This is a genomic window from Microbulbifer mangrovi (genome assembly GCF_002009015.1).
In the GTDB taxonomy this organism is placed as follows: Bacteria; Pseudomonadota; Gammaproteobacteria; order Pseudomonadales; family Cellvibrionaceae; genus Microbulbifer; species Microbulbifer mangrovi.
In genome coordinates, this window is the sequence record NZ_LZDE01000346.1 from 42,308 (window position 1) to 54,750 (window position 12,443).

Annotated in this window: 12 protein-coding genes; 10 read left to right on the forward strand and 2 right to left on the reverse strand. The window is 56.4% G+C overall.

Features of this window, described 5'->3' with window-relative positions; translation table 11 throughout:
* The first annotated feature begins 16 nt into the window (after positions 1-16).
* The 8 genes from B4U49_RS17860 to B4U49_RS17895 all read left to right on the forward strand — a co-directional run bounded on the left by B4U49_RS17860 (position 17) and on the right by B4U49_RS17895 (position 9,654).
* Positions 17-418 carry a helix-turn-helix domain-containing protein gene (locus tag B4U49_RS17860; protein WP_078085971.1) on the forward strand — a complete coding sequence of 134 codons (402 nt, stop codon included), beginning with the start codon at positions 17-19 and terminating at the stop codon, positions 416-418.
* Positions 415-1,755 carry a cyanophycinase gene (locus tag B4U49_RS17865; protein ID WP_078085972.1) on the forward strand — a complete coding sequence of 447 codons (1,341 nt, stop codon included), beginning with the start codon at positions 415-417 and terminating at the stop codon, positions 1,753-1,755. The genes B4U49_RS17860 and B4U49_RS17865 overlap by 4 nt, the downstream gene beginning before the upstream one ends.
* Before the next feature lie 358 nt (positions 1,756-2,113).
* Positions 2,114-3,463, forward strand: a complete 1,350-nt coding sequence (locus tag B4U49_RS17870) for an aspartate aminotransferase family protein (RefSeq protein WP_078085973.1) — start codon at positions 2,114-2,116, stop codon at positions 3,461-3,463.
* Between the two features lie 68 nt (positions 3,464-3,531).
* Positions 3,532-4,917, forward strand: coding sequence for a glutamine synthetase family protein (locus tag B4U49_RS17875; RefSeq protein WP_078085974.1), 1,386 nt, complete (start codon positions 3,532-3,534; stop codon positions 4,915-4,917).
* 367 nt (positions 4,918-5,284) lie between these two features.
* Entirely contained in the window at positions 5,285-6,097 is an 813-nt protein-coding gene (locus B4U49_RS17880; RefSeq protein WP_078085975.1) for an OmpW/AlkL family protein, read from the forward strand.
* A 244-nt stretch (positions 6,098-6,341) separates the two neighbouring features.
* Positions 6,342-7,763, forward strand: coding sequence for a glycosyltransferase family 4 protein (locus B4U49_RS17885; protein ID WP_078085976.1), 1,422 nt, complete (start codon positions 6,342-6,344; stop codon positions 7,761-7,763).
* A complete protein-coding gene (locus B4U49_RS17890; RefSeq protein ID WP_078085977.1) occupies positions 7,763-8,539 on the forward strand; it encodes a class I SAM-dependent methyltransferase in 777 nt (258 codons plus the stop codon). Before B4U49_RS17885 ends, B4U49_RS17890 begins: the two co-directional genes overlap by 1 nt.
* Entirely contained in the window at positions 8,536-9,654 is a 1,119-nt protein-coding gene (locus tag B4U49_RS17895; protein WP_078085978.1) for a prenyltransferase/squalene oxidase repeat-containing protein, read from the forward strand. The genes B4U49_RS17890 and B4U49_RS17895 overlap by 4 nt, the downstream gene beginning before the upstream one ends.
* Here B4U49_RS17895 and B4U49_RS17900 read toward each other — a convergent pair.
* Positions 9,580-10,212 (reverse strand): class I SAM-dependent methyltransferase, encoded by a 633-nt coding sequence (locus B4U49_RS17900; RefSeq protein ID WP_078086027.1) that lies wholly within the window; start codon positions 10,210-10,212, stop codon positions 9,580-9,582. The two genes, B4U49_RS17895 and B4U49_RS17900, sit on opposite strands and share 75 nt — an antisense overlap.
* 206 nt (positions 10,213-10,418) lie before the next feature.
* On the opposite strand from B4U49_RS17900, the gene B4U49_RS17905 reads away from it, so the two are divergent.
* Entirely contained in the window at positions 10,419-11,102 is a 684-nt protein-coding gene (locus B4U49_RS17905; protein ID WP_338036843.1) for an acyltransferase, read from the forward strand.
* A gap of 54 nt (positions 11,103-11,156) precedes the next feature.
* Positions 11,157-11,666 (forward strand): shikimate kinase, encoded by a 510-nt coding sequence (locus tag B4U49_RS17910; RefSeq protein ID WP_078085980.1) that lies wholly within the window; start codon positions 11,157-11,159, stop codon positions 11,664-11,666.
* A gap of 59 nt (positions 11,667-11,725) precedes the next feature.
* Here the strand turns inward: B4U49_RS17910 and B4U49_RS17915 are convergent, their stop codons facing one another.
* A complete protein-coding gene (locus tag B4U49_RS17915; RefSeq protein ID WP_078085981.1) occupies positions 11,726-12,196 on the reverse strand; it encodes an Lrp/AsnC family transcriptional regulator in 471 nt (156 codons plus the stop codon).
* Between the last annotated feature and the right edge of the window lie 247 nt (positions 12,197-12,443).

Sequence of the window (12,443 nt, forward strand, 5' to 3'; positions counted from 1 at the left end):
AAATCCTGTGGCAGCAATGCAAGACCGACACCTTTTCGATGAGGCTCTGGCGCTGATGCGCAACAACCTCTCCGAACCTTTGCAAACCGGCGAGCTGGCCGCTTTTCTCAATATCTCCGTCAAGAAGCTCGAGCGGATATTTAGTCGACGGAGGGGTGTTTTACCGGCGCGCTTTTACCGCGAGTTGCGGTTGCAGCAGGCGCGCGAGCTACTGTTTGAGAGTGGTTTGAGTATTGATGAAATCGGACAGCAATGCGGTTTCCGTTCAGCCTCGCATTTCAGCCGCTGTTTCAGGGAGTATTGCGGAAGGAGCCCGCGCGAGGAGCGGATGCTGGGCGAACGAGAAACGGTTACAACGGACCGATTCCGCCTGAAGCCATCTGCGTCAGAGTTTTTTAGAGTGGAAAGCAATTTATGAAATTTTCAACGATAGCAGCATTAATTCTGGGTATGCTGCTGTTCGCCACCCTGGGTTGTGCCGGCGAAAGTGACAGTGCTTTAACTGAGAACACCGCTGTCCGCGCACAAGAAAAGCGGCTTGTAGAGTCTGATGCGCCGCGACAGTCGGGCAACCTGTTGATTGTCGGCGGTGCCTTGCGCAGTGATAACAGCCGTGTATACCAGGCATTTATAGATGCTGTCCCTGCTGGCTTTCCGAATGTGGCAATTGTACCGGCGGCATCCGGTCGACCAGCCCATTACGCGCATCAGTTTTCTGAGGATCTGCGTCGCCATGGTTTTGCCGGTGATATTCGTGTACTACCCATCGCTGTAAAAGACGATCCTTCCACGGCGTCTGTGGATGAGAGCCAGTGGGTGCAGGGTGGCAACGACCAGGCATTGGCGGAAAGCCTGCGAGATGTCGGTGGCATCTGGTTTGTGGGCGGTGACCAGACGCGGATTGCCAGCACACTGCTTAATGCGAAAGGCGAGGATACCCCCGTGTTACAGGCGATTCGTGCCCAGTTGTCGCGGGGGGCAGTGGTTGGTGGTACCAGTGCCGGTGCAGCCATCATGAGTCACACCATGATTGCTGCAGGGGATTCGCTCAGCGCGCTGACCCTGCCCAGTGTGAGCGAGTATGCTGGTATGGAAGGCCAGGAAGCCGGCCAGTTGCTGCTTGCCCGTGGACTGGGTTTCATGCCGGTGGGAATCGTCGATCAGCACTTTGATCGCAAGGCGCGCCTGGGACGGCTGGTGCGAGCCCTGGAGCACAGTGCAGAGGCAGGCGAACGGCTGGGTTTTGGTGTGGACGAGGACACCGGTCTGCTGGTGAACCTGGGTAATAAAACCCTGACGGTTCTGGGGGCCGGCAACCTGGTGATCGCGGACGCCCGCGGTGCGCGTTTCGCAACCGGGGAAAGCGCATTTTCCGCGACCGGGGTGCAGCTCAGCGTGCTGAGTGACGGCGACAGCCTTGACTGGGATAGCCTGGAAGTGTCGGCGAAAGGTAGCAAAACCGCTGGTCGCGAGGCATTTGGTTATCGCGCCACCCAGGGCGCGGGTATGGCCCTGGCGAATCAGCGTCTGGATCAGATGCTCGGCTTTTCTCTGCTGGACAACAGTGAGATGCAAATACTGCGACGCTACGCCTTTGATGACCAGACCGGCCGGGGGGTCCTGTTTCGCTTTCGCCAGACCGATATTTCCAGAGGGTACTGGCACTACGGCTCCGGCACCAAAGACCAGTATTCCGTGGTCGGGGTGATGCTCGATATCGAGCCGGTGTCGGTAGCGATTAAGGCGCTGGAGTAGGGCAATTTCTGGCGTGCTCGCAAGCGGGATACCTTGCGGGCAGATATATCAGAGCAGGGGCGCAATGCCCCTGTGACCAGCCAGTTCTGTGTCTCGTTGAGGACTTTCCCCTATACCGGTCGCCATTTTCAGCCGGTTTCCGCTCTTTCTTCTTTCCTTTAATGCGCATGGCTCCCGAGTGTCAAACCCGCGCAACCACTGGCTCCCAATTGGCACTACGCTTGATCTATCCATGTGGCGTTACGTCAATTGCTAATACCTGTTGCACCATCTCCGTTCTTACCCCTAAAATGTGATCACATTTTTGGCCCCGCTGCGCAGGGGCGTCTCTGACGCAATTCGATTCAGGAGTGAGTTCATGAACAAAAGCCAGCTACAACAGCATGACCGCGAGCACCTGCTGCACCCGTTTACCGATTTCCACGATCTGGGTAACCAGGGCACACGAGTGATCACCAGCGCCGAGGGCGCCTATATCACCGACATTGATGGCCACAAAATGCTCGATGGCATGTCGGGCCTGTGGTGCTGTAACCTCGGCTACAGCCGCCGTGAAATCAGCGAAGCCATTTACGAGCAGCTGAACAAGCTGCCGTTCTACAACAGCTTCTTCCAGTGCACCACGGTACCGTCCATCGAGCTGGCGGATATGCTGGCGGAAGTAACTCCGGCGGGTATGAACAATGTGTTCTTCACCGGTTCCGGCAGTGAGGCCAACGACACCAACCTGCGTATTATTCGCCGCTACTGGGATCTCAAAGAGCAGCCCGAGAAGCGTATCGTTATCTCCCGTAAAAATGCCTACCACGGTTCCACCATCGGCGGCGCCAGCCTCGGCGGTATGAGCGGCATGCACAAGCAGTTCCAGAGCCTGGATTACATCGAGCACATCCAGCAGCCGTACTGGTTTGGCGAAGGCGGTGACATGTCCCCGGAAGAGTTCGGTGTGCATGCAGCCCGTTGCCTGGACGAAAAAATCCAGGAACTGGGGCCGGAAAAAGTAGCTGCGTTTATTGCCGAGCCGATCCAGGGCGCCGGTGGCGTAATCATTCCGCCGGAAACCTACTGGCCGGAGATCAAAAAAGTACTCGATCAGTACGACATCCTGCTGGTGATGGACGAAGTAATTTTCGGCTTCGGGCGTACCGGTGAGTGGTTTGGTGCCGATTACTACGGTATGAAGCCGGACCTGATGACCTTTGCCAAGGCCGTGACTAATGGCTACTTCCCGCTGGGCGGTACCATGGTCAGTGATCGTGTGGCGGAAGTAATCAAATCCAAAGGTGGCGAGTTCACCCACGGGTACACTTACTCCGCACACCCTGCGGCCTGTATGGCAGGTATCGCCACCCTGAATATCCTGCGCGAAGAGAAAATCATCGAGACTGTCCGCGACACTACCGGCCCTTACCTGGCCAAGCGCTGGGCGGAACTGGCGGATCACCCGATTGTTGGAGAGGCGCGTACCCTTGGCCTGGTGGGTGCACTGGAGCTGGTGAAAGACAAAAACAGCCGCGCACGTTTTGACGACGACTGCACCGCAGGCGGCGTCTGCCGGGATATGAGTATCAAGAACGGTCTGGTGATGCGCGCCACTGGCGACACCATGATCATCGCACCGCCCCTGATTCTCACCATCGAGCAGATTGACGAGCTGGTAGAAAAGGCGCACCGTGCGCTGGATGATACTGCTCGCGCCATGGCGTAAACTCGTCGCATAGGCCCCGAGCGTGTCAAGCTTTCGGGGCCGAACCTCCCAACAACGTGAATCTTTTTATGGCAGCACAAAAACAATATCAGCCGTCTTCTGAGTTGCTCGCAGATTCGGAAGCATTTCTCGACGGGCACCCCGACCTCAAGTGGATCGAGGGGTTCGTGTTTGATATCAACGGTATTCCCCGGGGCAAATGGTTGCCGGCTGACTCTGCGAAAAAACTGCTCGCCGGTGGCCTGCAGATGCCGCGCAGCGCGGTGAGCCTGGATATCTGGGGGCGCGATATTGAGAACAGCCCCCTGGTGTTTGCCAGTGGGGATAGCGACGGTGTCTGTCAGCCGGTTTCTGCCATCTCACTCGCACCCTGGCACCGCGAACCGACGGCACAGCTCCATATGCAGTTGTTCGAAGCCGATGGCTCCACCCTTTACGCGGACCCCCGCGCTCAGCTGCAGAAGGTGGTCGAACGTCTGGCGGGACTCGGTTACAAGGCGGTATGTGCCACAGAGCTGGAGTTTTACCTGCTCCGGGAAGAAGCCGATGAGCTGGGGCGCCCGCGCCCGGTCAGCGATAACGACTCCGATCTGGTGCCTTCGACAGATGTTTACGATCTTGCGGAGCTGGACGCCCAGCGGCATTTTTTTGCTGATGTGCGTGCGGCTTGCGAAGCTCAGGGCATTCCCGCCGACTCCATTTTGTCCGAGTGTGCCCCGGGGCAGTTCGAAATCAATTTGCTGCACTGTGATGATCCGGTAAAAGTTGCCGACCAGACCCTGCTGTTCAAGCGCTTGCTGAAAGGTGTTGCTCGCAGCCACGGCCTGCGTGTGAGCGCCATGGCCAAACCGTTTGGCGAGTTGGCCGGCAATGGTATGCACGTGCATATGAGTCTCGTGGACAAGGACGGCAATAACGTCTTTGACGATGGCAGCGACATGGGCTCAGCGCTTTTGCGCCATGCGGTAGCGGGTATGATGACCACCGCCAACGATGCCATGGCAATCTTTGCTCCCCATTCAAACTCCTACCGCCGTTTCCAGGAAAGCAGCCACGCGCCGCTGAACCTGTGCTGGGGGTATGACAATCGCACGGTGACATTCCGTATTCCGGCCAGTGATGCCAAGGCGCGGCGAATCGAACACCGGATTGCTGGTGCAGACGTCAATGCCCACCTGGTACTGGCAGCAATTCTGGCAGGGGTGTGCCATGGCCTGGAGAACAAGCTGCAACCGCCCAAGCCTGTTGAAGGGGATGCCTACCAGGTTGAAAGCGAGCAGTTAATCAATACCTGGAGCGGGGCGCTCAACAGGTTTGCCGAGAGTGCTCTGTGGCAGGAGTTTTTCGATCCGGAATTCGTTGAGTTGTTCGTGCTGCTCAAGCGGCAGGAGCAGGCAGAAATTGCCGCCCGGGTGACCGATGTGGAATACCAGAGTTACCTGCAAAGGGTTTAAATGGATGCCGTTTTTTTTCGGCGTGGTTTGCGACCAGTAAGCAACGGCTTTGATGACAGCGGGCGTGGCGGATGGAAATGGTCTGCTATACCTAAGTCAGACAGCTGTGAACTTGTGTACACAGTGCGTCGTAAACTCTCCTCCTGAAAGTGTGTTCGAGAAAACTGGCCCGCCTTATGGCGGGCATTTTTTTTGAGCTAAATATTCTTGCAGAAATTTCTTCCTATATGCGGCTCTATGCATAGGCAGTACTTGCTGTTTTCCGGGAATCTCCACCTATACTGAAACTAACCGCACGCACGGGTCACTTTTTATTCGACGACCCTCCTGCGGCTATGGAGCATTTCAGAGTTACAAGGAGTTACCCATGCGAACCAAGTCCCTTCTTCTGCCGTTGGCCATTGCTGCCGCGGGTGCAACTTCGCCGGCTTTTGCCGACTTCAATGGCGGTGATTTTATCGTGCGCGTCGGTGCCGCCTATATGGATACCGATGACTCTGTTTTTTCCGAGTCTACCGTCATACAGGTTGTGGACCCCAATGATCCCGACGCATTTATCCCGGTGGAAATTGGAGATTCCCTGAATCTGGACGACGATACCACTTGGTTTATTAATGGTACTTTTTTTGTGGCCGACCACTGGGCGGTTGAGCTGTATCACATGAACAGTGCCGACCTGGAAGCGGACTACGATACCTACGCGATTTCGGACGATTTTGATTTCCGCAGTTCCGATAGCCTGGGTGATTTTGAAACCAATGTAACCAGTCTGTTTGTAGACTGGTACCCGGTATGTGTGGAGTCCTGGGTTCAGCCCTACATCGGGATTGGTGTTAACTACACCGATATTGAGCAGGATTTCCTGCGTCCAGTATTCCGTGAGGACGTGGTGAATGCTAACGGCAGGGTTGTCGATCGAGTGAATCGCGGCCTGGTGAATTTTGGCAGCTCTTGGGGCTGGACCGCACAGGTAGGTATCGACATCGAGTTTGGCCGGGATGCCAACTGGCTGTTTAATGCATCTGCGATGTATGTCGATGCGGACCCGGAAATCGAAGTGGGCGTTGATGATGTGGTGCTGAGTAATGGTATCGTGCTCGACACCATTCGCTACAAAGACGATCTTGAGTACGACTCCTGGATCTTCAATCTGGGGGTAGGCTACAAGTTCAGCTTCTGATCTGATCAATGCTCCAGACACCATTGCCCCGGCACTTGCACCCATTGCAAGGTCGGGGTTTTGTGTTGAAGGTCCCATACCGGCCATACAATCGGGCGAGTGCCTGACGTCTACGCAACGGACTGAGTAGTCTGGTCTTGGTAGTGGACGGATTCTGTCTGGCAGTCATTTCTTTGCCAGTGTATTCTTCGCCTTTTCCGGCGCCCGATTTTGTGTTCGCCAAAACAATAACTACGGGGAAACTATGACCGCCTTGGGAAATCGTACAGACGGTCCACCGGCCAGTTCGCGGCCACTGAATATCTGCTTGCTGGGTTATCGCAGCCATCCCCACTGCGGCGGACAGGGGATTTACCTTCATTATCTAAGCAAGGCGCTGGTAGAGGCGGGACATCGTGTTGATGTGATTTCCGGCCAACCTTATCCAGAGTTAGATCCGCGCGTGCGCCTGATCAAAATGCCCGGCCTCAACTTGTATGAACACCCGCACCCCACACGCGCCTTGAAGCTCAAGCATCTGCTGAGCTGGGCGGATTTTTACGAATGGTGGGGCAAGCTCAGCGGCGGTTTTGTCGAGCCGTATACCTTTGGCCGCCGGGTTGCGTGCTACCTGCGTAAAATGGGTAAACACTATGATGTAGTGCACGACAACCAATCCCTTTGCTATGGCCTGCTGGATATCGAAAAGCAGGGCTTACCGGTGGTGGCGACGATTCACCACCCGATTACCCGCGATCGCCAACTTGCCATTGATGCGGCGCCGGATTGGTTCTATCGGCTACTGGTACGGCGTTGGCACAGTTTTCTGGGGATGCAGATCAAGGTATCCCGCCGCCTTAAAAATATTGTCACGGTATCGGCACAATCATTGCGCGATATCGTTGAGCAATTCGGCGTCGCTCCGTCCCAGCTGAAGTTGATTTACAACGGCATCGACACGGAAGTCTTCGCTCCCCAGCCGAAAATCATTCCCGATACCTTTCAGATCATGACCACTGCATCGGCTGATCAGCCGTTGAAAGGGCTGCGCTTTCTGTTGCAGGCGCTGGCATTGCTGCGTACGCGATACCCCCGGCTCAAGCTGCTGGTGGTCGGTCGGCTTCAGAGCGGTGGCGCGACAGAGAAGTTACTCGAGGAGCTGGACCTCGGGCAGGTGGTGCGATTTGTCTCCGGTATCTCCAATCGAGAGATGGTCGAGCATTACGCCGCTTCGGGCATGGTGGTCTGTCCCTCGCTCTATGAGGGTTTCGGTTTACCTGCGGGAGAGGCAATGGCCTGCGGCGTTCCGGTCATATCCAGCGATGGCGGAGCCTTGCCGGAAGTGGTGGGCGACGCGGGTATCGTAGTGCCCGCTGGTGACAGTGGTGCGCTGGCCCGCGCGATAGAGCAGCTGCTTGGCGATGATACGCTGCGCAGTTCCCTGGCCGCTGCCGGACGGCGACGTATAGAAGAGCAGTTCTCCTGGACGGTGGCGGCCTCCCACCTTGTGTCCTATTACCGGGCGATTATCGGTGATACGGACGGGTTGCAATCCCCGGTTTCCGGGGAGCATCCACCGGCGACGTTAACGACACAGGAGTCTGCCAACAGTGCAGCTGCGGGAGCGTCGGTGAGTGTGGCTGAAAGCGTGTGCGCAGAGGGGAAAAACCGCGGGGAGGCTGCCTGATGATTACCGTGGATCCCGCGTTATTGAATCTGAAGCCCGGGCAGCGGGTGCTGGATCTGGGATGTGGCGAAGGCCGTCACGCCATCCATCTGATGTTGACCGATGCAGTCGATATTTTTGGTATCGACCTGAGTTTTCGGGATATCTCCACCGCAAACGAACGCGCGCAACCGTTTATTGCTGCAGGGCAGCAAGCGGGGCAGGTGCAGTTCGGTATGGGGGATGCCCTGCAATTGCCGTTTGCCGATGATTTCTTTGATGTCGTCATCTGTTCCGAGGTGCTGGAGCACATCGAGGATTACCAGGGGGTGCTCGGCGAGATCCATCGTGTATTGAAACCCTCCGGGATATTTGCGGCCACGGTTCCGGCGTTTTTCCCGGAGTGGGTGTGCTGGAAATTGTCCGACGCTTACCATCAGGTGGAGGGTGGACATATCCGAATATTCCGCGAAAAGCAGTTGCGCAGAAGTATCGAGGCGCTGGGGCACCAGTTTTTTGCCCGTCACAAAGCCCACGCCTTGCATGCGCCTTACTGGTGGTTGAAGTGCCTGCTGTGGGGGCGCGATGAGCATCCGGCGATTACCACTTATCACCGTTTCCTGGTCTGGGATCTCATGCAGAAGCCTCGTTTGACCCGTTGGCTTGAAAAGCTGTGCAACCCGTTTTTGGGTAAAAGTATCGCCCTGTATTTTGTAAAGCCGGCGCGGGCCGAGACTGAGATTGCCCCGATTAAAACCTCGAATAAAGAATCTGCAGAGCAGGGGATAGCAGTATGAATAACGTCCCGGAACTTCAGGTTGTTGGGGAAGTGCCTGCGCTATTTCCGACGGACTTTATCCGGCGCAGTGCGGATTACATCCTCTCCCAGCAACTGGACGACGGGTGCATCCCCTGGTTTAGTGGCCACTACGCGGATCCCTGGGATCATGTTGAAGCGGCGATGGGGCTCAGCATTGCCGGCGAATACCGGGCGGCGGAGAGCGCCTACGCGTGGCTGGCGGGTATCCAGTTGCAAGACGGTAGCTGGTGGGCTGCCTACAAGAATGGAGAGGTAGACAATCGCGAGCGGCGCGAAAGTAATTTTGTTGCCTACATCGCCACGGGTATCTGGCATCACTTTCTGATTACCAGCGACCGGGATTTCCTGTTGCGCTTCTGGCCGATGGTAAAAAAAGCGATCGATTTTGTTCTGGCGCTGCAATCGGGGCACGGGGAAATTCAGTGGGCAGTAAATACACAGGGCGAGCCCTTGCGGGACGCTCTGATTACCGGCTGTTCCTCGATTTACAAAAGCCTGGAGTGCGCGATTAATATTGCCGCAGTACTGGAATGTTCCCAGCCCGACTGGTTGCGGGCGCGCACAATGCTTGGCACAGCGCTGCGGGAAAAGCCCCATCGCTTTGACCGCACCTGGGAGAGTAAGGAACGCTTCTCCATGGACTGGTTTTACCCGGTGCTGACCGGGGTATTCGAAGGTGCCGGTGCGCGACTGCGCCTGCAGCAGAAGTGGGACGAGTTTGTGGTGGCCGGGCTCGGCTGTCGCTGTGTGAATGACGAGCCCTGGGTGACCGTGGCGGAGTCCTGTGAGCTGACAATGGCCTTGCTGGCGGCTGGTGAAACCACCAAGGCGGAAACACTCTACCGCGGCTTACATCGCTGGCAGGACACAGATGGTGGCTACTGGACCGGATACGTTTACCGCGACAGCGCGGTCTGGCCGGAAGAAAAAACAACCTGGACGGTGGGCGCCATGCTGTTGGCGGCGGATGCACTGGCGGGGCTTACCTCCGCCAGTGGCCTGTTTACCCAGGTGAACTTACTGGATTCTACGGAGGATGCCGAGGGTCTTGACCATCTGCACGCTTTCGAACTGACCGGAAGCCAGCGCTAGTTTGTAGATTTCATAGGGCGCCTGGCCGCCATCCTTCGGGTCGGGAAAAATATCGTGAATGGCCAGGAATCCCCCGGGCACGATATGACGGCTCCAGCTGCGGTAATCGGTGAGCGCCGCTTCCAGCGAGTGGCCGCCATCGATAAACACCAGTCCGAGCGGGGTATTCCAGTGGCGAGCTGCCACTCCCGATGGGGCTACAACCGGCACCACATGATCTTCCAGGGCTGCCGCACGCATGTTGCTGCGGAAGTTATGGAAACTGTCCATCAGCTGGCTGCGATCGTCGAACAGATCGCGATCGTGATACTCCTCACCGGGTTGGTGTTCTTCTGATCCGCGGTGATGGTCTACCGCAAACAGGGAGTTATTCATCAGTTTGCAGGCACTGCCGAGATAAACGGTGGATTTGCCGCAATAGCTGCCGACTTCCAGTACCGGTCCGCGATCGCTGGCTTCTGCAGCCAGCCGGTACAATGCTTCACCTTCTTGCGGGTCAAGAAAGCCTTTGACGGTTTCGATATCCAGGGGCAAATCGAGCGGGATTGAGGTTTCCATTTTTCTGTTCTGCGATGACTGATTGAATTGCGCCTGACAGTACCGGCGCACACGCGGCTTTGCAATGTGCTGGTGGCACAGATCCAGTGACAAAAAACTGATGGCTTGTGCGCCCAAACGAATTACAAGATCCCAATTCATAACGTGGGGAAAGGCCTCTAAAGACCATGCGCAAGGATCATAGACCATATTGGCTTAAGCGCCTGTTGCTGAGATTTCGCAACTGGCGCAGTCGACACTTCCTCTTGCCGCAGTTCGACGCGGTTGGCCGCGAGCCGGAAATCATGCATCCCGCGTCGGTCAAGGTATTCGGGAGCAATATCCGGCTGGGGGATTTTCCGCATCTGATTTCCACTCCGGATAACTGTATCCGGCTGACCGCCATGGGACATCGCGGTGGCGAGGCGTACATTTCTATCGGCGATTACGTGCTCATTTCTCCCGGGGTGCGCATTTCCGCCGGCCAATCCATCACCCTGGGTGACGCCTGTATGCTTGCGGCCAACGTGTATATCTCCGATTCCGATTGGCACGGCCTGTACAACCGCACCCGACCATTTCGCTGTACCAAACCGGTCACCCTTGGCAACAATGTCTGGATCGGCGACAGCGCCATCGTTTGTAAGGGCGTTTCCATCGGCGACAATGCAGTGGTGGGGGCGGGCAGTGTGGTGACCAGGGATGTGCCGGCCAATGCAGTGGTTGCGGGCAATCCGGCCCGGGAAATCAAACAGATCAATCCGCGGCGGCGCATGATCACCCGCGAGGCGCTGTTTGCGGACAGTTTCCGGCAGGCGCACAATCTGGATGAATTGGATAAAATGCTGCTCGCGGGCAACGGCCTGCTGGGTTGGCTGCGGTCGCTGGTACTGCCGCGGCGAGGAGACTGAGGGGCAAGCCCCGCACAGGGTCTCACAAAGTGTTTAATAGGAAGTCTAATAACAATGCATAAGCAGGGCAGTGTTGTACTGATCGGAATGCCGGGTGCCGGCAAAAGTACGCTGGGGGTTTTGTTGGCGAAGGAGCTGGCAAAGGATTTTGTAGATACGGATGTGTTGATCCAGCTGAGGGAAGATAAAACCCTGCAGGAAATCATGAATGAGAGCGATTACCTGAATCTACGCCGTATCGAGGGGGAGGTGATTGCGGAGGCGCACTTGCCCAATCATGTGATCGCTACCGGTGGCAGTGCGGTGTATAGCGAAGAAGGCATGCACAACCTGTTGAAGTTTGGCCCCGCCGTTTTCCTGAATTGCTCTGCGGATGAACTGCGCCGCAGAATCCACAATTACGAGAGCCGCGGAATCGCCAAGGCGCCAGGGCAGAGTTTTGAGGAGCTGTTCGCAGAGCGTCAGGCACTGTACCGGCGCTACGCGGATATCGTGGTAGACTGCGATGAGCAGACCCTTGAACAGGTTCTGGCTCAGGTGGTGAGTAAACTGCAGTCCCGCTAGACCGGTCTGCAGAAAGCCGGGTGCAACGAGGCACCCGGTTTGGCTGGCCAGACTGCCGTTTACAGTGGCAGCTGGGTGGTGTACTTGACCTGCTTCAGGGCGAATGTGGAATTCACTGACGCTACATTGGGCAGGTGTACCAGAGAGCGCTTCAGCAGCTGCTCGTAGTGCTCCACACTGTCTACAACCACACGCAGCACGTAATCTTTGTCTCCGCTAGTGGAGTAGCACTCCACAACTTCCTGTACATCCTGTACCGCCGACTCAAAACTGTTCAGAGATTCTTCGTCGTGGTTGTGAATGGTCACATAGCAGTATACTGTGACCCCCAGGTCAAGTTTTCGCGGATCCAGGAGGGTAACGCGGCCCCGGATGATACCTTCGGCCTCCAGGCGCTTGATGCGACGCCAGCACGGCGTGTGAGACAGGCCCACTTTGTCTCCGAGCTCAGCCATGGAATAATCGGCGTTCTCCTGCAGCGCCCGCAGAATCTTGCGGTCGAAATCATCCAGGTCGGTTGAGCGCTTCATATAAACTCCTGTCCTACAAATTCTTGTTTGGCCGAGATGGCTGTCATAATTTTACGTGCAAACTTGTAAATAAAGCAATGTTTCATTGAGCTTTAGGCACTAGTATGACTTGACCACGCCGTCGCTATTTTGGGTTGCCACAGAATAAGTCGTTTAAATCAGCGCCTGAGACTGCGACGCGCGCCTCGAATCACAATAATTAGCGGACGTCCCTTTCAGTAGTGGACCACCACATACCAGCGAGTAG